Below are 22672 nucleotides of genomic sequence, written 5' to 3' on the forward strand. Positions count from 1 at the left end.
ATTTTCGGGGCGCCGCCCTTTTTCCGGAGTGGGAAGCCACTCCGGTCGGGTGGAAAAAGCGAGAGGAAATCATCATGTCTATGGAGACGCAGGCGTTGCTGGTGTTTTTGCTGATCGGTCTGGTTGCGGGCTTCCTGGCAAGTCTCGTCGTCGGTGGCGGTGGTTTGATCAGATGCCTGCTGAGCGGCATCATCGGCGCCTTCGTCGGTGGCTATCTGTTCAGCGCGCTCGGAATTTCGCTGGGCATTGAAAATGCGCTGGTCGTGCAGATCATCCACGCCACCGTCGGCGCCATCATCGTGGTGCTGGTCGCCAGGGCGGTCGCTTAAGGGTAAGGATAGGCATGGCAGGCGTCCGCTGGATATCGGCAATCATCATCGGCGGGCTTGCGGGCTGGCTCGCCGGCAAGCTGATGGAGGCGCGATACGGGATTTTCCTGAACATCGTGCTCGGCATCGTCGGCTCGGTCGTCGCCACCGCCATTCTCGCCCAATTCCATGTCCAGCTCGCCGGCGGACGGCTCGGTTATTTCGTGACGGGTTTCCTTGGCGCCTGCCTGCTGATATTCCTTGCGCGGCTGGTGCGGCGCTAGATCAAGAGATGATGCCGCTTCAAGGGCGACGGAAAGCTGAAACTGCAATGGTGACCATTCTCGACACGATCAATCCCGACGCCAAGCGCGTGCGCCATCCCGAAAAGGCGCATCGGCCGGATACGGAAGTCATGCGCAAGCCGGACTGGATCCGTGTCAAGGCGCCGACCTCCAAGGGTTATGCCGAGACGCGCGCGATCGTGAAGGAGCACAAGCTCGTCACCGTCTGCGAGGAGGCCGGCTGCCCGAATATCGGCGAGTGCTGGGACAAGAAGCACGCCACCTTCATGATCATGGGCGAGATCTGTACCCGCGCCTGCGCCTTCTGCAACGTCGCCACCGGCAAGCCGAATGCGCTCGATATGGACGAGCCAGAAAACGTTGCCAAGGCCGTCAGGGAGATGGGCCTCAGCCACGTCGTCATCACCTCGGTCGACCGCGACGATCTCGAGGACGGCGGCGCCGAGCACTTCGAAAAGGTGATCTGGGCGATCCGCTCCGCCTCGCCGGCAACGACGATCGAGATCCTGACGCCGGACTTCCTGAAGAAGCCGGGTGCTTTGGAGCGTGTCGTCGCCGCCAAGCCCGACGTTTTCAACCACAATATGGAAACGGTAGCCGGCAACTATCTGACGGTTCGCCCTGGCGCCCGCTACTTCCACTCCATCCGCTTGCTTCAGCGGGTGAAGGAACTCGATCCGACCATGTTCACCAAGTCTGGCATCATGGTCGGCCTCGGCGAGGAGCGCAACGAGGTGCTGCAGCTGATGGACGACCTGCGCACCGCCGATGTCGATTTCCTGACAATCGGCCAATACCTGCAGCCGACCCGAAAGCACCACAAGGTCGAAAGCTTCGTCACCCCCGAAGAGTTCAAGTCCTACGAGACGGTCGCCTACAGCAAGGGCTTCCTGATGGTCGCCTCCAGTCCGCTGACCCGCTCCTCCCACCATGCCGGTGATGATTTTGCGCGGCTGCGGGCAGCGCGTGAGAAGAAGCTGCTGATGGCGGCTGAGTAATAGTCGGCGCTTGCTTTTTTAGGAAACCGCAGCGATTTTGCCGCGGTTTTTCCTTGGGCGGTCGCCGATGAATGTCACATCCGGGTTGAATTCGAATCTGGCCGCAGCCCACCGTATCCTGGTGATCGGCTGCCCCGGGAGCGGCAAGAGCACGCTCGCAAAGCGGCTCTCGCGAGCGCTCGACCTTACTTACATCTCCATGGACCGCGAGTTTTACTGGCTGCCGGGCTGGAGAAAGAGGCCGCGCGATGAGGTCGATCGCCGTATCGGCAAGGCCGTGGCGGGCGAGCGCTGGATCATGGATGGGACCGGCCTCAGCTCCTTTCATCTTCGCCTGCCGCGCGCGCAGGCGGTCATCTGGCTTCGCCCGCCAAGACGTGTCTGTTTGTACGGTGCCATCGTAAGAGCGTTGCGTTATTTCGGGCGTAACCGTCCCGAACTGCCTGCCGGCTGCCCTGAAAGCCTGTCGCTCGCCGCGCTTTCCTATATCTGGAACTTCGAGCGCGATGCGGTCCCGTTAATCGAGGCCGCACTTCGGGATCATGCTGCCGGCATCGCCGAGGACGGTCCTGAAATGCCGGGTCTCCAACTAAAATCCCGCCGCCAGATGCGCGAGCTCCTTGATCTTCTGGACCGGCCCGCTTAAGTGCCGCCTATGCCGCAATTCGAAACGCACCGCTCCGTCCCGCACACGCCCGACCAGATGTTCGATCTCGTGGCCGATGTCGAACACTATCCCGAATTCCTGCCGCTCTGCGAGGCGCTGTCGGTCAGGAGCCGCAAGGAGCGCGACGGCCGGATCCTGCTCGTGGCCGACATGACGGTCGGCTACAAGGCGATCCGCGAGACCTTCACGACCCAGGTGCTGCTGAACCGACCCGAGCGGGTGATCGAGGTCAAATATATCGACGGCCCGTTCAAATATCTCGAGAACCGCTGGCATTTTGCCGAGACGCCGTCCGGCGGCTGCACCATCAATTTCTTCATCGATTACGAGTTCAAGAGCCGCATCCTCGGGGCGCTGATGGGCTCGATGTTCGACCGCGCCTTCCGCATGTTCACCGAAGCCTTCGAGACGCGCGCGAGCAAGATCTACGCTCCGGTCTGACGGCCGGTTGCAGGCATCCTCAACGCGTGAGCAGCAAACGTACCATCTCCAGCGCCGTCCTGATGGTCGCCAGCCGAATCTCGCCACGACCGATGTCGCCATAAAGAATTTTCCGGTGGATGAGGGCCCCGGCGCGCGACTTGGCGGCGAGATGCACGAGACCGACCGGCTTTTCGGCCGATCCACCGCCGGGGCCGGCGATGCCGGTGACGGCAACGGCAATGTCAGCGCTCGAACGGAGGAGGGCGCCGTGCACCATCTGCCGCGCGGTTTCCTCAGAGACGGCCCCGAAGCGCAGCAATGTTTGTTCCTGCACACCGAGCAGTTCGATCTTTGCCGTGTTCGTATAGGTGACGAAGCCGCGGTCGACGACGGCCGACGAACCGGATATCTCGGTGAGGGCGCCTGAGATCAGCCCGCCGGTGCAGGATTCGGCGGTGGAGATCATGAGCCCGGCGGCGGTGAAATCACGAATGATCGCCTCCGCCGCGGAAACGATATCCTGCGGAAACAAGCTCATCTTTTCCTCCAGCGATAGACGACGGTTGCCGTGGCGATCGCCGCGATGCCTTCGCGCCGGCCGACGAAACCGATCTTCTCGTTGGTTGTGGCCTTGACCGAGCATCGTTCGATATCGATGCCGAGATATTCGGACAACCTCGCCCGCATGGCCTCGCGATGCGGGCCGACCTTCGGCGCCTCGGCGATCAGCGAGACGTCGGCATTCATGATCGTGCCGCCGCGTTCCCGTACGATCCGGGCGGCATGCTCGATGAAGATCTTCGAAGCCGCTCCCTTCCATTGCGGATCGGACGGCGGGAAATGATCGCCGATATCGCCAGCGCCGCAGGTGGCAAGCAGCGCGTCGGTTAGCGCATGCAGCGCGACGTCGGCATCCGAATGGCCCTTGAGCCTCTGGTCGTGCGGAATGAACACGCCGCAGAGTGTCACGCCGTCGCCTGGTTCGAGCTGGTGCACGTCATAGCCGTTGCCGGTGCGCACGTCGGGAAGCATCGGAGCCGAAAGTTTGTCGTCAGCCATGGCGATATCGCTCCTGAGCGTCAGCTTGACGTTGTCGGGCGTGCCTTCGACGACCGTCACCGGAATGCCCGACCATTCGGCGATCGAGGCGTCGTCGGTGAAATCGCTTCGCCCGCTTGCCGCTGCCTTCTCATGCGCGTCGAGAATGGTTTCGAATACGAAGGATTGCGGCGTCTGTGCCGCATAGAGGTGCTCGCGCGAGACCGTCGCCGATATGGTGCCGGCGCTGTCGGCGCGTTTCAGGGTGTCGGTGACTGGCATGGCCGGCAGCACCGCCGGCGCGCCATTGCCAAGGCGCTCGGCAATGCGGTCGAGAAGAACATGGTCGAAGAAGGGCCGGACTGCGTCGTGGATCAGCACATGACTAACATGCTTGTCCTTAAGGTATCTCAGGCCGGCGAGCACGGACTCTTGTCTTGTCGCACCGCCATGTACCGTTTCGATCGGAGTTTCCGAGATGATGTGGCGAGACGCCTTGGCAAACAGCGCCTCGTCATCGGGATGAATGACGACAACGATCTGTTTGGCGGCTTCCCATGTCATGAAGTTTTCAAGCGTATGAACGATAACCGGCTTGCCGCCGATCATGCGATATTGCTTGGGGCCTTCCGTGGAAGATCCGGCGCGCTCGCCGCGGCCGGCGGCAACGACGACAATTCCAGCCGATATCGGTTGCTTGGACGGCATTTGCAGCATAAATCCCCTAAATTATGCGGAATTGACCGGAGTGCTCTAACCTCTTGCTTTGGCCTTTTCCAGCATATGCCCAAAAAATATCGATTCCGATCCGAGCCCCCTTGGCAAAGCCATGGATCTGTGGCTAAAAATAATGCAGTTCTATGGTGTGCCTGAAAGATAATCATTTGATTTGCAAGAATCTCGCAGCGCCTTTTCAAATCGGACCCGTGTCCGTGCGGAACCGCGTTGTGCTGGCGCCGATGTCCGGCGTCACGGACATGCCCTTCCGCGAGCTAGCCTGGCGCTTCGGCGCCGGCCTGGTCGTCACCGAAATGGTGGCGAGCCGCGAGCTGGTCAATGACACCGCCGAATCCTGGTCGCGGCTGAAGGCCGCCGGCTTCCGGCCGCACATGGTCCAGCTCGCCGGCCGCGAGGCGCATTGGATGGCAGAAGCGGCGAAGATCGCCGCCGATCATGGCGCCGATATCATCGACATCAACATGGGCTGTCCGGCAAAGAAGGTGATCGGCGGTTATTCCGGCTCGGCGCTGATGCGCGATCCCGATCACGCACTCGGCCTGATCGAGGCGACGGTCAAGGCCGTCGACATTCCGGTGACGCTGAAGATGCGCCTCGGCTGGGACGAGAATTCGATCAACGCGCCCGATATTGCACGCCGCGCCGAGGCGTCCGGCATTCAGCTCGTGACCATCCATGGCCGCACCCGCATGCAGTTTTACGAAGGCCGCGCCGACTGGGATGCGATCCGCGCCGTCCGTGAGGTGATCTCCGTTCCGCTCATCGCCAATGGAGATGTCGAGACCGCGCACGATGCGCAGGAAATCCTGCGCCGCTCCGGCGCCGATGCCGTCATGATCGGCCGGGGCTGCCAAGGCAGGCCGTGGCATGCCGGCGTGCTTGCCGGTGCGGCGGAGCCGCGGCGCGAAGACATTGCCGATATCGCCGTCGAACACTACCGGATGATGCTCGATTTCTACGGCGAGGCGGTGGCGATCCGCCATGCCCGCAAGCATCTCGGCTGGTATCTCGAGCGTTTCGCCCCCGCGCTTGCCGGCACCGAGAAGGCTGGGATCATGACCTCGCGTGACCCGCGTGAGGTGGCCGCGCGCCTTTATCACGCGCTTGATGCAGGTGCGCTCGACGGCCGGGAGGCGGCATGACGAAGGATACGACATCTCCGCCCGATCAGGCTGGCGGAACCGTTGCCATGGCCGTGCTGAACGCCATCCAGAACCCGGTCGTCATGGTCGACGAATCCGGTTTCATCGCCTTCGCCAATTGGGAGGCGGAGGCCTTTTTCGGCGCCAGCGCTTCGCATCTGGCGCGTTACCGGATCTCGACATTCATTCCCTTCGGCAGTCCGCTGCTCGCCCTGGTCGATCAGGTGCGCGAGCGCAAGGCGCCGGTCAACGAATATCGCGTCGATCTGAGTTCGCCACGCCTCGGTCAGGACAAACTCGTCGATCTCTATGTCGCTCCGGTGCTGAGCGAACCAGGCGCCGTCGTCATCGTCTTTCAGGAACGCTCGATGGCCGACAAGATCGACCGGCAGTTGACGCACCGCGCCGCCGCCCGCTCGGTCACCGGTCTCGCCTCTATGCTGGCGCACGAGATCAAGAACCCGCTTTCCGGTATCCGCGGTGCCGCCCAGCTGCTCGAACAATCCGTCATCGACGACGATCGGGCGCTCACCCGCCTGATCTGCGACGAGACCGACCGCATCGTCTCGCTGGTCGACCGAATGGAGGTCTTTTCCGACGAACGCCCGGTCGACCGCATGCCGGTCAACATCCATTCCGTGCTCGACCACGTGAAGGCGGTCGCCAAGGCGGGGTTTGCCCGCAATATCCGCATCACCGAAAGTTACGACCCATCGCTGCCGGCGGTCTATGCCAATCGCGACCAGCTTGTTCAGGTCTTCCTCAATTTGGTGAAGAACGCCGCCGAAGCAGTCGGCGACCGGCCGGACGGCGAGATCATGCTGACGACTGCCTATCGCCCCGGCATCCGTCTCTCGGTCGCCGGCACGCGCGAAAAAATCTCGCTGCCGTTGGAATTCTGCGTCCACGACAATGGCCCAGGTGTGCCCGCCGATCTGTTGCCGCATCTCTTCGATCCCTTCATCACCACCAAGACGAATGGCAGCGGCCTCGGCTTGGCGTTGGTCGCCAAGATCATCGGCGATCACGGCGGCATCATTGAATGCGACAGCCAGAACAGCCGCACGACTTTCCGTGTTCTCATGCCGGCGTCGAAAGACGCCTCGCTCGAGGATGCTTCTTCCGCAAGCTCGACAGGACCTTCTCGATGACAGCCACGATCCTCGTTGCAGATGATGATGCGGCGATCCGCACCGTGCTCAACCAGGCTTTGAGCCGCGCCGGTTATGACGTTCGCATCACCTCCAATGCCGCGACCCTCTGGCGCTGGATTTCGGCGGGCGAGGGCGATCTTGTCGTCACCGACGTGGTGATGCCTGACGAGAACGCCTTCGACCTCCTGCCGCGCATCAAGAAGGCCCGTCCGGATCTGCCGGTCCTCGTCATGAGCGCCCAGAACACCTTCATGACCGCCATCAAGGCCTCGGAGAAAGGCGCCTATGACTATCTGCCGAAGCCATTCGACCTGACCGAGCTGATCGGCATCATCGGCCGGGCGCTGGCCGAGCCGAAGCGCAAGCCGGCCAAGCTCGAAGAGGATATGCAGGACGGCATGCCGCTCGTCGGCCGGTCGGCGGCCATGCAGGAAATCTATCGCGTCCTTGCCCGCCTGATGCAGACGGATCTGACGCTGATGATCACCGGCGAGTCCGGCACCGGTAAGGAGCTTGTCGCCCGCGCGCTGCATGATTACGGCAAGCGCCGCAACGGCCCGTTCGTGGCGATCAACATGGCGGCGATCCCGCGCGACCTGATCGAATCCGAACTCTTCGGCCATGAGAAGGGTGCTTTCACCGGCGCGCAGACCCGCTCCACCGGCCGCTTCGAGCAGGCCGAAGGCGGCACGCTCTTCCTCGACGAGATCGGCGACATGCCGATGGACGCCCAGACCCGGCTGCTGCGCGTGCTGCAGCAGGGCGAATACACCACCGTCGGCGGCCGCACGCCGATCCGCACCGACGTGCGCATCGTCGCCGCCACCAACAAGGATCTGAAGCAGGCGATCAACCAGGGCCTCTTCCGCGAGGATCTCTATTATCGCCTCAACGTCGTGCCGCTGCGCCTGCCGCCGCTGCGCGACCGCGCTGAGGATATTCCCGATCTTGTGCGCCATTTCATCCAGCAGGCGGAAAAGGAAGGCCTCGGCTCCAAACGCTTCGATCAGGAAGCCTTGGAACTGATGAAGGCCTATGCCTGGCCGGGCAATGTCCGCGAGCTTGAAAATCTCATCCGCCGCCTGATGGCGCTTTATCCCCAGGATGTCATCACTCGCGAGATCATCGATGCCGAGCTGCGCTCCGATGTGCCCGACAGCCCGATCGACAAGGGGCCGATCCGCAACGGCTCGATGACGATCTCGCAGGCCGTCGAGGAGAACATGCGCACCTATTTTGCGAGCTTCGGCGACAACCTGCCGCCTCCCGGTCTCTATGACCGTGTGCTGACCGAAATGGAATATCCGCTGATCCTTGCGGCACTGACGGCGACGCGCGGCAACCAGATCAAGGCGGCCGATCTCCTCGGGCTCAACCGCAACACCCTGCGCAAGAAGATCAGGGAACTCGGCGTCTCTGTTTACAGAAGCTCGCGCACGGCCTGAAGAAAAGGCGGTGGGCTCCTCGTTTGCCCACCGCCTCCTCCTCCCAGTATCCGCCGCCACGGTCGGGAACAAATTAAATCTATCCCAGCCCCGTCACGGTTTGTATCTGCGCCGGCAAACAAAAACGCAGTGTCATTTGATAGTCACATAGTATTTGCGAGCTATTGTTTGCCGCCGGGCAAATGTCATTGAAGTTGCTGCGGTCGCCGACACCACGCCTGTGGATAAGCTGTGGATAACAGGTGGACGGCATGGGTTGGGAAGCATGCGATAAGACGCCCGATTCCACACGGATGTTGCCAATCCGTTCCGGATCAAGTTTGGAACCGCTGAGGAGGCAGCCCTCTGTGATCAGCTTGGCGAAACGACCGCCGGCACCGCCCGTCTCGTAGCGGCGACGGCGCCGGCAAGGAAGCGGGGTTCAATCGTCTCGCTGCCGGCCATAAACAGTCGATGGGCCCAGGGTCCCGATGACCCAATCCTTATCCTCGGCCGACAGATGCCCGGCGGCGAGGCGGTCGCGGACTGTTGCAGTGAATGGGTTGGCGGCCCAGTCTTTCAAAATTGCATGCGGTTCAAATGCGTCAGCGCGGCAGTTTAAGAACATCGGCGTGCTGTAGCGGTGCGTCTTTGATCCAGGCATATGCACCCCTCCGGACCGGCGCTCGCCATCAGGTTTTCGCCTTCGGGCAGCCGCATCCAGCTCTGGGATACAAGTTGCTCTGTTCCGACAGACAGCTCGCCTTCGAGAACCAGCAGCTCCAATCCACGATGATTCGAAAGTTTGGCCGAGGCGCTGCGACCCCACCTTTGAAGATAGACCTGCTCATGACCGTCATCGAACAGGATCGTTGCGGTGACGGCATCGTTTCGAAGTCCAGGCTCTCCTTCACCCGGTCTGCGCAAGATTTGCGCCTCGTCGCCCTCGCGAAACTGCCAGAGTTTGACGAAGATGGTGCAGCCATCAGCGGATGCAGGCGCATGCGACGTGCCCGGCGGATTGCGGAAGTATGATCCGGCCGGGAAGCGACCGTGCTCGTCCTCGAATATCCCATCGAGCACCAATATTTCCTCACCGCCCGTGTGGGTATGAGACAGAAAGACGCTGCCTGCGGCATAGCGGACAATCGAGGTCGCCCGAGCCACTTCCCCGCCGATGCGGTAAAGCATCCGGCGATCGACCCCGCGAGCCGGACTGGCGACCCAATCGAGTTTCGCGGCGTGCACGACGGTCGGCTTGGTGAAATCATGATTCAGACGCATCGTTTTTCTCCATCGTCAGCACCACCCGAAACTTGACGCGGCCGGACTTCATCTCACCGCTATTCTTCGTAAACGGCAAGAAGTTTACCAGGGCACAATCGGTCGAGGAAATGAGAGCCAGTATCGAGGAGGCATCAAAACCGCATTGAGCGTCTTTTGCGGGGCTGGTTTAAGCAGCTTGTTGCGCCGAGGCTCGCATATTGTCGTTCATGCCATAGATTAAGCCGATCGGTCGTTGATCGATCGTGTGCTGTCGAGGCCGGGTACTGGCCGGCACATGTTCATAATTTGCGGGAGCTGCATGATGGAATATCGTCGTTTGGGAAAGTCGGGCCTGCAGGTGAGCGAGTTCTCCTTCGGCTCATGGGTCACTTTCGGTAAGCAGGTGAACGGCGGTGACGCCGTCGATCTCATGCGGCTTGCCTACGACAACGGGGTGAACTTCTTCGACAATGCTGAAGGCTATGAAAGCGGCAAGTCGGAGATCGTCATGGGCGAGGCGCTGAAGTCGCTTGGTTGGAGCCGCGACAGCTTCGTCGTCTCCAGCAAGGTTTTCTGGGGAGGCCAGAAGCCGACGCAGCGCGGCCTCTCGCGCAAGCATGTGACCGACGCCTGCCACGCGGCGCTGAAGCGGCTTCAGGTCGACTATCTCGACCTCTACTTCTGCCATCGCCCCGACATCGACACGCCGGTCGAGGAAACGGTCCGGGCGATGCACGATCTCGTCGCCCAGGGCAAGGTGCTCTATTGGGGGACATCGGAATGGTCGGCGCAGCAGCTGACCGAAGCCTATGCCGTGGCCCGGGACCTGCGCCTCACGCCTCCGACCATGGAGCAGCCGCAGTACAACATCTTTGAGCGCCAGAAGGTCGAGGCCGATTATCTCCCGCTCTACGACTTGATCGGCCTCGGCACCACCATCTGGTCGCCGCTCGCCTCGGGCGTCCTGACCGGTAAATACAATAACGGCGTGCCGGACGACAGCCGCATGAACCTTCCCGGCTACGAATGGCTGAAGGAAAGATGGTCGAGCGACGCCGGCCGCGCTCAGCTCCGACAAGTTGGCGAACTCGCAAAACTCGCCGACGAGGTCGGCTTGTCGATCACTCATCTTGCCCTTTTGTGGTGCCTCGCCAATCCGAACGTCTCTACCGTCATTCTCGGCGCCTCGCGCGCCAGCCAGCTGCAGGACAACCTCGCGGCCCTCTCGCACCGGCACAAGATGACACCTGAGGTGATGGACCGCATTGATGCGATTGCAGGAAATAAGCCGGAAGGTCCACGACGTTTCTGACGCAAGTCGCGCAAAAGTGTCCGAGGCGGGGCTCTGCCGGAGCTTGACAACGTGACGAGGCGCGTTGCATTTTCGCCACAATGCGTTGCTTAAAGGTCACGCAAGGGTTTTGGACATTTCGCTCCCGATCGCGTCGTTCCGACGCTGGCTCTCATGAGCCGGCGTTCTTTGGTTTCGGTCGGATGGCGGGCGGCGGGTGCCGTCTGAAGAGAGGCCGAATGACGCAGGATGGGGTAGCGCCGGCGGCGGGGGAGACGGTGACGACGGTGACCGATCGCCGCGCCCTTTTCGCCGTACCGGGCCTCGTGCTAGCCGGCGGCGCGCTTCTCTGCGCAACAATCACACTCTTCATACTGCTCGGCCTGACGCCGATCGCGCCGACCTCGCATGTCGTCATCACCTCGGTGATCGTCAATTCCTTCTTCGTCCTGACGCTGCTGGCGCTGATCGCCCGCGAGGTGTCGAGGCTGCTCAAGGCGCGCACAAGGGGCAGGGCGGCCGCGCGCCTGCACATTCGTATCGTCGTGCTCTTCTCAATCGTCGCGATCACGCCGGCGATCCTCGTTGCCATCTTCGCCAGCATCACGCTGAATGCCGGCCTCGATCGCTGGTTTGCGCTGCGCACCCAGTCGATCGTCAGCTCGTCGCGCAATATCGGCCAGGCCTACATGATGGAGAACGCCAGCTACCTGCAGGGGCAGACGGTCTCCATGGCCAACGACCTGGAGCGCAACCGCGCCCTCTACAGCCTCGACAGGACGGGCTTCGCCGACCTGATGACGCGCCAGGCAAGGGGCCGCGGCCTGCTCGGCGCCTTCCTTGTCGAAAGCGACGGTTCGGTGGTCGTCCAGGCCGATATCACCACGGAAAAACCGTTGCCGGCCATTCCGCAGGATGCGCTGGAAAAGGCGGCGGCCGGCCAGCCGACGCTCATTCCGCCCGGCGTCACCAATCTCGTCGGCGCCATCATCAAGCTCGATGCCATCCAGGGCACCTTCCTCTACACAGTGCGCGCCGTCGATCCCAAAGTCATGGGCGCGATGCGCATGATGGAGGAAAACGCCACCGAATATCGTTCGATGGAGGCCAACCGCTTTTCGCTGCAGATCGCCTTCGCCGTGCTCTACATCGGCTTCGCGCTGATCGTGCTGCTCGCGGCAATCTGGACGGCGATTGCCGTCGCCGACCGCATCGTTCGGCCCATCCGCCTGCTGATCACGGCGGCCGACAGCGTTGCATCGGGCAATATGGATATCGTCGTGCCGGTGCATGCCGTCGATGGCGACGTCGCCAATCTGTCGCGCACCTTCAACAAGATGATCTCGGAAATCCGCACCCAGCGCGACGAGATCCTCGAGGCCAAGGACGAGGTCGACGACCGCCGGCGCTTCATTGAAGCAGTTTTGTCGGGCGTCACCGCCGCCGTCATCGGCGTCGAACAGGATCGCCGCATCGCCATCGTCAATAGCTCGGCCGAAACGCTGATGGCGCTGCCGGCCGACGAGATGCTCGGCAAGCAGCTAGCCGATATCGCGCCCGAGGTCGATCAGGTGCTGACCGAGGCGGCGGTGCGTCATCGCGGCGATTTCCGCAAGCAGATCGCGCTGGTGCGCGGCGGTACGGTCAGGACGCTCAGCGTGCAGGTCACCCGCGAGGAAGTGCGCGACATGAGCGAATCCTACGTGATCACGCTCGACGATATCACCGATCTCGTTATCGCCCAGCGTTCGACCGCATGGGGCGACGTGGCAAGGCGCATTGCCCACGAGATCAAGAACCCGCTGACGCCGATCCAACTGTCCGCCGAGCGCATCCAGCGCCGCTACGGCAAGCAGATCAACCAGGACGACCGCACCGTCTTCGACCAATGTACCGATACGATCATCCGCCAGGTCGGCGATATCGGCCGCATGGTCGACGAATTCTCCGCTTTCGCCCGCATGCCGAAGCCGACCAAGGAGCCGAGCGACCTGCGCGACATCCTGCGCGACGCCATCTTCCTGCGCGAGATGGGCAATCATCACGTCACCTTCCTCTCGGAGTTCGGCGATAAGCCGCTGGAGGGCCTGTTCGACAGTCGCATGCTTGGCCAGGCTTTCGGCAATCTCATCAAGAATGCCGTGGAATCGCTGGAAGCCGTTCCGAGTGATGAGCGCGACGAGCGCAAGGTTCTCGTGCGTGCCGCGCTCGATGTGGCCCGCGACCGTTTCACCGTCGACGTGATAGACAATGGTCGCGGCCTGCCGGTGGAAAACCGCCACAGCATTCTGGAACCCTATATGACGATGCGCGAGAAGGGCACCGGCCTCGGCCTCGCCATCGTCAAGAAGATCATCGAGGAACATGGCGGGCAGCTCGAGCTACACGATGCGCCCGCCGATTTTGACCGGGGAAGAGGGGCCATGATCCGCGTGCATCTGCCACGCCTGGAGCCAGCGCCCGCCGCTCCCGCAGCCAATGACAAGGAAAGCGCTTATGGCCTCTGATATTCTCGTCGTCGATGACGAGCACGATATTCGCGAGATCGTTTCCGGCATTCTCTCCGACGAAGGCCATGAGACACGCACGGCCCATGACAGCGACAGCGCACTGGCCGCGATATCAGATCGCGTGCCGCGGCTGATCTTCCTCGATATCTGGATGCAGGGCAGCAAGCTCGACGGACTGTCGCTGCTCGACGAGATCAAGACTCGTCATCCCGATCTCCCCGTCGTGATGATATCAGGCCACGGCAACATCGAAACCGCGGTCTCGGCGATCAAGCGCGGCGCTTTCGATTTCATCGAAAAGCCGTTCAAGGCCGACCGGCTGATCCTGATCGCCGAACGCGCTCTGGAAAACTCCAAGCTCAAGCGCGAGGTTTCCGAGCTCAAGCGGCGCACCGGCGACGCCTTGGAACTGATCGGCACTTCGGTCGCCGTCTCGCAGCTGCGCCAGACGATCGAGAAGGTGTCGCCGACCAACAGCCGCATCATGATCCTCGGCGCATCCGGTTCCGGCAAGGAACTGGTGGCGCGGATGATCCACAAGAAGTCGGCCCGCGCCAACGGCCCGTTTGTTGCGCTCAACGCTGCCAACATCACGCCCGATCGCATGGAAGTGGCGCTCTTTGGCACCGAAGGCACGCCCGGCCAGGCGCGCAAGATCGGCGCACTCGAGGAAGCCCATCGCGGTATTCTTTATCTCGACGAGGTCGGCGAGATGCCGCGCGAGACGCAGAACAAGATCCTGCGTGTGCTTGTCGATCAGCAGTTCGAGCGGGTCGGCGGATCCAAGCGCGTCAAGGTCGACGTCCGCATCATCTCCTCGACGGCCTATAATCTTGAGAGCCGCATCGCCGAAGGCTGGTTCCGCGAGGATCTCTATCATCGCCTCGCCGTCGTGCCGGTGCGCGTGCCGCAGCTTGCCGAGCGGCGCGAGGATATTCCCTTCCTCGTCGACCAGCTGATGCGCCAGATCTCCGAACAGGCCGGCATCCGTCCGCGCCGCATCGGTGACGATGCCATGGCGGTGCTGCAGGCGCATGACTGGCCTGGCAATATCCGCCAGCTGCGCAACAACATCGAACGGCTGATGATCCTTGCCCGTACCGACGGCCCGGATACGCCGATCACCGCCGATATGCTGCCGACCGATCTCGGCGACATGCTGCCCAAGGTTTCGGCCAAGAACGACTATCACATCATGACGCTGCCACTGCGCGAAGCCCGCGAGATGTTCGAGAAGGATTATCTGATCGCCCAGATCAACCGCTTCGGCGGCAATATCTCGCGCACCGCCGAATTCGTCGGCATGGAGCGCTCGGCGCTGCACCGCAAGCTGAAATCGCTCGGAGTCTGATCCTGTCGGCGCGGTCCGCCGCCGCGCCGCGTCCCCCAAATCCCGAAGACCAGGTTTCCCATGCCGAGAATCGCCTATGTGAACGGCCGCTACGTCAAGCATTCCGATGCCAGCGTGCATATAGAGGACCGCGGCTATCAATTCGCCGACGGGGTCTACGAGGTGTGCGAGATCCGCCACGGCTATATCGTCGACCTCACCCGCCATCTCAATCGTCTCGACCGTTCGCTCAGGGAGTTGCGCATCGCCTGGCCGATGAGCCGGGCGGCGCTGACGCAGGTCATTCGCGAGACGCTGCGCCGCAACCATGTCCGCAACGGCCTTTTCTACCTGCAGGTCACACGCGGCGTCGCCCGCCGCGACCATGTCTTTCCGGCCGAGGGCACGCCGCCCTCGCTGGTGATAACCGCGAAAAGCACCGACCCGAAGATCATCGCCGCCAAGAACACCAACGGCATCAAGGCGATAACTGTCACCGATAACCGCTGGGATCGCGTCGACATCAAATCCGTCGGCCTGCTGCCGAACGCCATGGCGCGCCAGCAGGCCAAGGAAGCCGGCGCCCAGGAGGCGATCTATATCGACGGCGAAGGCATGGTGAAGGAAGGGGCGGCGACCAATGTCTGGATGGTCGATTCGGATGGAACGCTGGTGACCCGTCCGGCCGAACACGGCATCCTGCGCGGCATTACCCGCACCACATTGATGGATGTCGCAGCCAAGCTGGGCTTGAAGATCGCCGAGCGGAATTTCTCTGTTTCCGAAATGCTCGCGGCCCGCGAGGTCTTCCTCACGGCAGCCACAAGTATCTGTTTTCCGGTCGTTTCCGTTGATGGTTTGCCTATCGCCAACGGCCATCCGGGCAGCGTCTCGCAGAAAGTCCGCGAAGCCTTTTTCGACGTTGCGGAAAAGATTGCGATTTGATACCAAGATTTGCTGGACCGGCGGAATGAGGGTGCTGCCGGTCTTGCATGGAGAGGTTGATTGATATTCTACCGGCCAGCTCAGGTCGGCAATAAAGAAAGAAGCGGCGCGATGGCGGAACGTTCTCAGAATTTGCAGGACTTATTTCTCAATACTGTTCGCAAGCAAAAGATTTCCCTTACAATCTTTCTGATCAACGGCGTGAAACTCACGGGCGTTGTTACCTCCTTCGACAATTTCTGTGTTCTTCTTCGTCGTGACGGCCACTCGCAGCTCGTGTATAAGCATGCGATCTCGACGATCATGCCGGGTCAGCCGATGCAGATGTTCGAGAGTGAAGAAGCCGCGTCCTAACAGGATCAGCCGTCATTTCGACACGCGATACCAAGAACGATTCGATCATCCCTGAGGCCGCCAAGCACAGGGACGATATGCGTGCGACTGTCGTCGTGCCGGTTCTGAAATCGCGCAGTCGCGGTGGTCAGACCGAATCGGCCTCGACCCGCACGCCGGAAAGCCGACTTGAAGAGGCGACGGGCCTTGCCCAGGCGATCGACCTCGATGTCGTCAACGGCTCGATCGTGCCGGTCAATGATCCGAGACCCGCAACGCTGCTCGGCACCGGCAAGATCGAGGAGATCAAGGCGCTGCTCGATGAGCGCGATTCCGGTCTCGTCATCGTCGATCATCCGCTGACGCCGGTGCAGCAGCGCAATCTCGAAAAGGAATGGAACGCCAAGGTCATCGACCGGACGGGCCTGATCCTCGAAATCTTCGGCCGCCGCGCCTCCACCAAGGAGGGCACGCTGCAGGTCGATCTGGCGCATCTCAATTATCAGAAGGGCCGGCTGGTTCGCAGCTGGACCCACCTCGAACGCCAGCGCGGCGGCGGCGGCTTCATGGGCGGCCCCGGCGAAACCCAGATCGAAGCCGACCGGCGGCTCCTGCAGGACCGCATCATCAAGCTCGAACGCGAGCTGGAGCAGGTCGTGCGCACCCGCCAGCTGCATAGGGCCAAGCGACGCAAGGTGCCGCACCCGATCGTCGCGCTCGTCGGTTACACCAATGCCGGCAAGTCGACGCTGTTCAACCGCATCACCGGCGCCGGCGTGCTGGCCGAAGACATGCTTTTTGCGACGCTCGACCCGACGCTTCGCCGCATGAAGCTGCCGCATGGACGCACCGTCATCCTGTCCGACACGGTCGGTTTCATCTCAGACCTGCCGACCCATCTCGTCGCAGCCTTCCGGGCGACGCTGGAAGAGGTGCTCGAGGCCGATCTCATCCTGCATGTCCGCGACATGTCCGATCCCGACAACCAGGCGCAGAGCTCCGATGTGATGCGCATTCTCGGCGACCTCGGCATCGATGAGGCCGAAGCGGAGAAGCGGCTGATCGAGGTCTGGAACAAGATCGACCGTCTGGAGCCTGAGGTGCATGACGCCATGGTGCAGAGGGCGGCGGGCGCCAGCAACGTCGTCGCGGTCTCGGCCGTCAGCGGCGAGGGCGTCGACACGCTGATGGAAGAGATCAGCCGCAGGCTTTCCGGCGTGATGACCGAAACGACGATCCGGCTTCCGGTCGACAAGCTGGCGCTGCTGCCCTGGCTCTACGACCACGCGATCGTCGACGGCCGCGAGGACAATGAGGACGGCTCGATCACGCTCGATCTGCGCCTGTCGGAAACCGAGGCCGCCGAACTCGAGCGCCGCATCGGCAACGGCCCGAAGCCGCCGCGTGAGGATTGGGAGCGGTAGCCCACCTCATCCTGCCAGACGCCGAGTCACCGCGCGTCTGCTGCGTCGATAATTCGATATCCTGAGAGGGAAGAGTCTTCTCTGCCCAAGGACTTGGGCGCGCTGGATTCCTTTGACAGGCACAGGAATCCAGCCACCGCGCGTCTGCGCGGTGAATGACGCTTATCAAAGCAAGGAAATATCCTGTTTCGGATGGGTGGACGGGCGATGCGGCCGCGTACTCACTCAGCCCCCGACGTCACAGCCCGCTCGATCGCCTTCGCCGCTTGCCAAATCTCCTCCATGCGCTCCAGCGTCGCATCTTCCAGCGTCTCGCCTTCTGCTTCAAGAACCTGTTCTATATGATTGAAGCGACGCCGGAATTTCGTGTTCGTTCCGCGCAGCGCCTGTTCCGGATCGGCCTTCACATGCCGGCCGATATTGACGACGGCGAAGATCAGGTCGCCGAGTTCGTCGCTGACCTTGACCCGGTCGCCGTCTCTCAGCGCCGCACGCAATTCGCCGATCTCCTCCTCGATCTTGTCGAGGATCGGTTCGGGAGCCGACCAGTCGAAGCCGACCTTGGCGGCGCGTTCCTGCAGCTTCAGCGCCTCGGTCAGCGCCGGGAAGCTGCGCTGCACTGAGCCCAGGAAGCCACCCTTGAAATCCTCGGTGATGCCGCGCCTGGCCCGGCGCTCGGCGCGCTCGCGTTTTTCCGCCTGCTTGATCTCGTCCCATTGGATCTTCACCGCGTCTGGTGTATCGGCGTCCGACCGGGCAAAGACATGCGGGTGGCGGCGGATCATCTTGGTGGTGATGGCGTTGACCACATCACCGAAGGAAAATTCGCCGGCCTCCTCGGCCATGCGGGCGTGGAAGACCACCTGCAGCAACAAGTCGCCGAGTTCGTCGCAGAGATCGTCCATATCGCCGCGCTCGATTGCATCGGAGACCTCATAGGCTTCTTCGATCGTATAGGGCTTGATCGTCTGGAAATTCTGCTCGATGTCCCAAGGGCAGCCGGTTTCGGGATGGCGCAGCGCCGCCATGATCTCGATCAGTCGCGAAATGTCTTTGGAAGGTTCCATGATGCCTCGGTTCGGCGGCCTTAGTTCAGCGGAATGTCGTTGGCGCCCTTCGACGACTGGTAGGTGGAAGACAGCGTGTCGTAGCGCGCCTTGATGCGGGCGGTCTGCGCCTTCAGCGCTGCCTGCAGCTGAGCCTCCTCGGTCTCGACCAGATCGGCGATGGCAAAGCTGTTCCAGAAAGCGTTCTGCCTGCGATAGCCGCCCGGTTCAAGCCCGAAGACCTCCTTCAGGATCTTCAGGTCGTGCGGAATGGCGAAGGCATCGCGGGAATCCTCATGACTGAAGAAATAGTAGAAATTGTCGAAGCCCGCCCAGGTGATCGCCGACATGCACATGGTGCAGGGTTCGTGCGTCGAGAGGAAGATCAGATCCTTGGTTTGCGGCTTGTCGCCAAGCTCGTAGAAGCGCTTCAGCGTGTGCACCTCGCCGTGCCAGAGCGGATTGTCGAGCTCGTTATTGGTCTCGGCGACGACGAGCGAGAGATCGGATTTGCGCAGGATCGCCGCGCCGAACACCTTGTTGCCCAAGAAGACGCCGCGTTCGGTGAGCGGCAGGATATCGTCCTCGATGACCGAAAGCAGGCGGGTGGCGATGGTCTTGTCGGCCATTGGTGTCTCCGGTTTTTTCCCAGTCTATCGTCTTGGCGGCACGAGCGAAATGCGGCAAACGCCGGTGGACGTCGTTTGTCACAGGCTTTACACTGCACCGCAACAAAGAGCGTGAGAACAGGTGGTTGTCGTCAGCACGGTTGACTTTTCTCAAATCGCCGATGAGGCGAGCAAAAGAATACGCGCTTGCCGGGGCTTTCGGATTTCTGTTCCTTCAATCGCTTGTGGATCACGGGCATATTCTGGCAACTTCGAAGTGGATTGGTAATGTCTCCCAAGACTGAGCAGCTTTCGGTATTTCCAGCCTTCTTTCGCGTGGAAGGCCAGAAGACGGCTGTCTTCGGCAATGGCGACGAGGCTTTCGCCAAGGTGCGGCTGCTGCTCAATACAAGGGCGCGGATCGTTGCCTATGCCGACAGGCCGGAAGCCGATTATCATGCTTTCCTGATCGCCAATCGCATCGAAACCGTGCGAGCCGGCTTTGCCGCCGAGCAGGTCGAAGGCGCAGCACTCGTCTTCGCCGCCACCGGCAATGAGGCCGACGACCGGGATATTGTCGATGCCGCCCGTGCCGCAAGAATTCCGGCCAACGCCGTCGATCAGCCCGATTACTGTGATTTCTTCACGCCGGCGCTGGTCAATCGCGCCCCGGTCGCCGTTGCGATCGGCACCGAAGGGGCGGGGCCGGTTCTGGCGCAGATGATCCGCGCCCAGGTCGATCAGATTCTTTCCCCTTCGCTCGGGCGCCTGGCCGCGCTGGCGACGAGTTATCGCAAGTCAGTCGAACAGCTCGTTCCCCGCGGAGTTTCCCGCCGGGCCTTCTGGCGCCGATTCTTCTCTGGCCCCGTTGCCGATGCTGTCGCCAATGGCAACCTGCCGCAGGCCCGCCACGCTGCCGACCGTCTCTTAGGTTCGATGGACAAGGTCGCTGGCCATGTCTGGCTTGTCGGCGCCGGTCCGGGGGCTGAGGATCTGCTGACGCTGCGGGCCCAGCGCGTGATGATGGAAGCCGATGTCATCGTCTATGATGCGCTCGTGCCGCAGGCGATCGTCGATATGGGCCGCCGTGATGCCGAGCGGCTTTCCGTCGGCAAACGCAAAGGGTGCCATTCGAAGTCGCAGGAAGAGATCAACGAGCTGCTGGTCGAGCTCGGCCGCCAGGGCAAGCGCGTCGTCCGCCTCAAGTCCGGCGATCCGCTGGTCTATGGCCGGGCAGGGGAAGAGATGGCTGCATTGCGCGCCGCCGGCATCACCTATGAGGTCGTGCCCGGCATTACCTCGGCCTTCGCCGCCGCCGCCGATTTCGAACTGCCGCTGACGCTGCGCGGCGTCGCCTCGTCGCTGGTCTTCACGACCGGCCATGATCTCACCGGCGACGTGCTGCCCGATTGGGCAAGCCTTGCCGTCTCCGGCGCGACGATTGCCGTTTACATGGGGCGCACGGTTGCCGCCTCGGTTGCCGAGCGGCTGATGCAGGCCGGCATTCCCGCCGAGACCACGGTCGCCGTCATCGAGAATGCCAGCCGCGCTGACCGTCGTCTGCTGCATGGCACGCTTGCCGATCTGCCCGACCTGCAGCACCGTGACGAGTTGACTGGTCCGGTGATGGTGATTATCGGCGATGCGGTCGCCGGCGCCAATTTCGAACTGTCCGAGCCGCTGGTGCGCGCGAACGCCCGGCTCGAGGAATTTGCAAGGAGCTGAACATGGTAGACAAGGTCCTGACGGCCAACCGGCTGACGGACGGCATTGCCGTCTGGCTGGATGCGAGCGGGAAATGGTCGACCTCGCTGCAGGAGGCGCTTGTCGCCCGTCACAACGAAGCCGTCGAAGCATTGGAAGCAATCGGCAAAAAGTCCTATGCCGACAATGAGGTCGTTGACGTGGCCGTCGTCGACGTCCAGGAAACGAACGGCATTCTCTGGCCGCTTCGCCTGCGCGAGCGCATTCGCGCGCAGGGCCCGACCATGGAATACGCACCGGGCTACGCTCCTGCCGATCCCGAATTCATTGCAGTCTGAGGAAGACGATGTACCGTTACGACGAATTTGATCATGCCTTTGTCAGCGAGCGCGTCGAGCAGTTCCGCGACCAGGTTCAGCGCCGCCTTTCGGGCGAGCTTGCCGAGGATGCGTTCAAGCCGCTGCGCCTGATGAACGGCGTCTACCTGCAACTCCATGCCTATATGCTGCGCATCGCCATTCCCTATGGCACGCTGAGCGCGCGCCAGCTGCGCATGCTCGCCCATATCGCCCGCACCTACGACCGCGGCTACGGCCACTTCACCACCCGGCAGAACCTGCAGTTCAACTGGCCGAAGCTGTCTGACATTCCCGATGCGCTGGCCGATCTGGCAAGTGTCGAGATGCACGCGCTGCAGACCTCGGGCAACTGCATCAGAAACGTCACCGCCGACCACTTCGCCGGTGCTGCCGCCGACGAGATCGCTGATCCCAGGCCCTATGCGGAAATCCTGCGCCAGTGGTCGTCCGTCCACCCGGAATTCTCTTTCCTGCCGCGCAAGTTCAAGATCGCCGTCACAGGCGCCGAGCGCGACCGCGCCGCCATCCAGGTCCATGATATCGGCCTGCACCTGAAGAAGAACGACAAGGGCGAGATCGGCTTTGCCGTCTATGTCGGCGGCGGCCAGGGCCGCACGCCGATGATCGCCAAGCTGATCCGCGACTTCCTGCCCGAGGAGGATCTGCTCTCCTACACCACGGCGATCGTGCGCGTTTACAATCTTCATGGCCGGCGCGACAACAAATACAAGGCCCGCATCAAGATCCTCGTGCATGAGACGGGCGCCGAGGAGCTGGCGCGTCAGGTGGAAGCCGAATTCGCCGCATTGAAGGACAGCGAGCTCAAGCTGCCGGAACAGGATGTCGAGGCGATCGCCGCCTATTTCGCACTGCCTGATCTGCCCGAGCGCGCCGAGGGCTGGGAAAATCTCGCCCGCTGGAAAAAGGCCGATCCGGCTTTCGCCCGCTGGGTCCAGCAGAATGTGCAGCCGCACAAGAACCCCGATTACGGCATGGTGACGATCTCGCTGAAGCCGATCGGCGGCATTCCGGGCGATGCCACCGACGCACAGATGGATGCCGTCGCCGATCTGGCCGAAGAATATGCCTTCGACGAAATCCGCGTCAGCCACGAGCAGAATCTGATTCTGCCGCATGTGGCGCTGGCCGATCTGGAAGCGGTCTATCGCGGCCTCGTCGCCATTAACCTGGCGGAAGCCAATGCTGGCCTGATCACCGATATCATCGCCTGTCCGGGGCTGGACTACTGTGCGCTCGCCAATGCGCGCTCCATTCCGGTCGCGCAGGAAATCTCCCGCCGCTTCGGCAGCCCGGAACGCCAGGCCGAAATCGGCGAGCTGAAGATCAAGATCTCCGGCTGCATCAATGCCTGCGGCCATCACCATGTCGGCCATATCGGCCTGCTTGGTGTGGAGAAGAAGGGTGCCGAACTCTACCAGATCACGCTTGGCGGTTCGGGTGACGAACATACCTCGATCGGCGAGATCATCGGCCGCGGCTTCGAGCCGGACCGGGTGACGGATGCGATCGAGACGATCGTCGACACCTATCTCGGCCTGCGTCTTGAACAATCCGAAACCTTCCTCGCCGCCTATCGCCGCGTCGGGCCGCAGCCTTTCAAGGATGCGCTCTACGGCTCGGCCGCCGAAGCGGCTTAAG

21 protein-coding genes and 1 pseudogene are annotated in these 22672 nt (G+C 62.1%); 17 read left to right on the forward strand and 5 right to left on the reverse strand.

The genetic code is table 11. The features are described from left to right. The first annotated feature begins 74 nt into the window (after positions 1 to 74). The 5 genes from RHE_RS09900 to RHE_RS09920 all read left to right on the forward strand — a co-directional run bounded on the left by RHE_RS09900 (position 75) and on the right by RHE_RS09920 (position 2719). On the forward strand, positions 75 to 329 hold the full coding sequence (locus tag RHE_RS09900; protein WP_011425215.1) for a GlsB/YeaQ/YmgE family stress response membrane protein: 255 nt from the start codon (positions 75 to 77) through the stop codon (positions 327 to 329). 14 nt (positions 330 to 343) lie between these two features. Then, positions 344 to 592 (forward strand): GlsB/YeaQ/YmgE family stress response membrane protein, encoded by a 249-nt coding sequence (locus RHE_RS09905; protein WP_011425216.1) that lies wholly within the window; start codon positions 344 to 346, stop codon positions 590 to 592. A 47-nt stretch (positions 593 to 639) separates the two neighbouring features. Continuing rightward, positions 640 to 1611 (forward strand): lipoyl synthase, encoded by a 972-nt coding sequence (lipA, locus tag RHE_RS09910; protein WP_011425217.1) that lies wholly within the window; start codon positions 640 to 642, stop codon positions 1609 to 1611. 67 nt (positions 1612 to 1678) lie between these two features. Further along, positions 1679 to 2257 (forward strand): AAA family ATPase, encoded by a 579-nt coding sequence (locus RHE_RS09915; protein ID WP_011425218.1) that lies wholly within the window; start codon positions 1679 to 1681, stop codon positions 2255 to 2257. A gap of 9 nt (positions 2258 to 2266) precedes the next feature. Beyond that, positions 2267 to 2719 carry a type II toxin-antitoxin system RatA family toxin gene (locus tag RHE_RS09920; RefSeq protein ID WP_011425219.1) on the forward strand — a complete coding sequence of 151 codons (453 nt, stop codon included), beginning with the start codon at positions 2267 to 2269 and terminating at the stop codon, positions 2717 to 2719. A 19-nt stretch (positions 2720 to 2738) separates the two neighbouring features. Here RHE_RS09920 and RHE_RS09925 read toward each other — a convergent pair whose 3' ends face one another. Both RHE_RS09925 and RHE_RS09930 read right to left on the reverse strand, forming a co-directional pair. After that, complete coding sequence (locus RHE_RS09925) at positions 2739 to 3239, reverse strand: CinA family protein (RefSeq protein WP_011425220.1); 501 nt, start codon at positions 3237 to 3239, stop codon at positions 2739 to 2741. Beyond that, positions 3236 to 4456, reverse strand: a complete 1221-nt coding sequence (locus tag RHE_RS09930) for a bifunctional 2-C-methyl-D-erythritol 4-phosphate cytidylyltransferase/2-C-methyl-D-erythritol 2,4-cyclodiphosphate synthase (protein ID WP_011425221.1) — start codon at positions 4454 to 4456, stop codon at positions 3236 to 3238. Before RHE_RS09930 ends, RHE_RS09925 begins: the two co-directional genes overlap by 4 nt. 143 nt (positions 4457 to 4599) lie before the next feature. On the opposite strand from RHE_RS09930, the gene dusB reads away from it, so the two are divergent. From dusB to ntrC, 3 genes are read left to right on the forward strand one after another with little or no spacing between them, the layout of a single operon-like run. Further along, entirely contained in the window at positions 4600 to 5619 is a 1020-nt protein-coding gene (dusB, locus tag RHE_RS09935; protein ID WP_042118368.1) for a tRNA dihydrouridine synthase DusB, read from the forward strand. Beyond that, a complete protein-coding gene (locus RHE_RS09940) occupies positions 5616 to 6770 on the forward strand; it encodes a two-component system sensor histidine kinase NtrB (protein ID WP_011425223.1) in 1155 nt (384 codons plus the stop codon). The genes dusB and RHE_RS09940 overlap by 4 nt, the downstream gene beginning before the upstream one ends. After that, on the forward strand, positions 6767 to 8218 hold the full coding sequence (gene ntrC / locus RHE_RS09945) for a nitrogen regulation protein NR(I) (protein ID WP_011425224.1): 1452 nt from the start codon (positions 6767 to 6769) through the stop codon (positions 8216 to 8218). Before RHE_RS09940 ends, ntrC begins: the two co-directional genes overlap by 4 nt. A 584-nt stretch (positions 8219 to 8802) precedes the next feature. Here the strand turns inward: ntrC and RHE_RS09950 are convergent. After that, positions 8803 to 9481: pseudogene (locus RHE_RS09950) on the reverse strand (cupin domain-containing protein). Between the two features lie 304 nt (positions 9482 to 9785). On the opposite strand from RHE_RS09950, the gene RHE_RS09955 reads away from it, so the two are divergent. The 6 genes from RHE_RS09955 (at position 9786) to hflX (ending at position 17296) form a co-directional block, all read left to right on the forward strand. Then, a complete protein-coding gene (locus tag RHE_RS09955; RefSeq protein WP_011425226.1) occupies positions 9786 to 10775 on the forward strand; it encodes a potassium channel beta subunit family protein in 990 nt (329 codons plus the stop codon). A gap of 218 nt (positions 10776 to 10993) precedes the next feature. Then, positions 10994 to 13261, forward strand: a complete 2268-nt coding sequence (locus RHE_RS09960; RefSeq protein ID WP_011425227.1) for a sensor histidine kinase NtrY-like — start codon at positions 10994 to 10996, stop codon at positions 13259 to 13261. Then, entirely contained in the window at positions 13251 to 14615 is a 1365-nt protein-coding gene (gene ntrX / locus RHE_RS09965) for a nitrogen assimilation response regulator NtrX (RefSeq protein ID WP_011425228.1), read from the forward strand. Before RHE_RS09960 ends, ntrX begins: the two co-directional genes overlap by 11 nt. Positions 14616 to 14675: 60 nt before the next feature. Beyond that, positions 14676 to 15539 carry a D-amino-acid transaminase gene (locus tag RHE_RS09970; RefSeq protein ID WP_011425229.1) on the forward strand — a complete coding sequence of 288 codons (864 nt, stop codon included), beginning with the start codon at positions 14676 to 14678 and terminating at the stop codon, positions 15537 to 15539. A gap of 111 nt (positions 15540 to 15650) precedes the next feature. Beyond that, complete coding sequence (gene hfq / locus RHE_RS09975) at positions 15651 to 15893, forward strand: RNA chaperone Hfq (RefSeq protein ID WP_003539403.1); 243 nt, start codon at positions 15651 to 15653, stop codon at positions 15891 to 15893. 77 nt (positions 15894 to 15970) lie between these two features. After that, positions 15971 to 17296 (forward strand): GTPase HflX, encoded by a 1326-nt coding sequence (hflX, locus tag RHE_RS09980; protein ID WP_011425230.1) that lies wholly within the window; start codon positions 15971 to 15973, stop codon positions 17294 to 17296. A gap of 221 nt (positions 17297 to 17517) precedes the next feature. Here hflX and mazG read toward each other — a convergent pair whose 3' ends face one another. Then, the gene (gene mazG / locus RHE_RS09985; RefSeq protein ID WP_011425231.1) at positions 17518 to 18363 is read right to left on the reverse strand and encodes a nucleoside triphosphate pyrophosphohydrolase; all 846 of its coding nucleotides are present in this window, start codon (positions 18361 to 18363) and stop codon (positions 17518 to 17520) included. 20 nt (positions 18364 to 18383) lie between these two features. Next, the gene (locus tag RHE_RS09990; protein ID WP_011425232.1) at positions 18384 to 18971 is read right to left on the reverse strand and encodes a nucleoside deaminase; all 588 of its coding nucleotides are present in this window, start codon (positions 18969 to 18971) and stop codon (positions 18384 to 18386) included. Positions 18972 to 19238: 267 nt separating this feature from the next. Here RHE_RS09990 and cysG point away from each other — a divergent pair, with 267 nt between their 5' ends. The 3 genes from cysG to RHE_RS10005 are packed head-to-tail and all read left to right on the forward strand — an operon-like array spanning position 19239 to position 22671. Further along, positions 19239 to 20675 (forward strand): siroheme synthase CysG, encoded by a 1437-nt coding sequence (cysG, locus tag RHE_RS09995; RefSeq protein ID WP_011425233.1) that lies wholly within the window; start codon positions 19239 to 19241, stop codon positions 20673 to 20675. A gap of 2 nt (positions 20676 to 20677) precedes the next feature. Then, complete coding sequence (locus RHE_RS10000) at positions 20678 to 20992, forward strand: DUF2849 domain-containing protein (protein ID WP_011425234.1); 315 nt, start codon at positions 20678 to 20680, stop codon at positions 20990 to 20992. An 8-nt stretch (positions 20993 to 21000) separates the two neighbouring features. After that, positions 21001 to 22671, forward strand: a complete 1671-nt coding sequence (locus RHE_RS10005; RefSeq protein ID WP_011425235.1) for a nitrite/sulfite reductase — start codon at positions 21001 to 21003, stop codon at positions 22669 to 22671. The last annotated feature ends 1 nt before the right edge of the window (position 22672 follow it).

The sequence above is a fragment of the Rhizobium etli CFN 42 genome, assembly GCF_000092045.1.
Lineage (GTDB): Bacteria > Pseudomonadota > Alphaproteobacteria > Rhizobiales > Rhizobiaceae > Rhizobium > Rhizobium etli.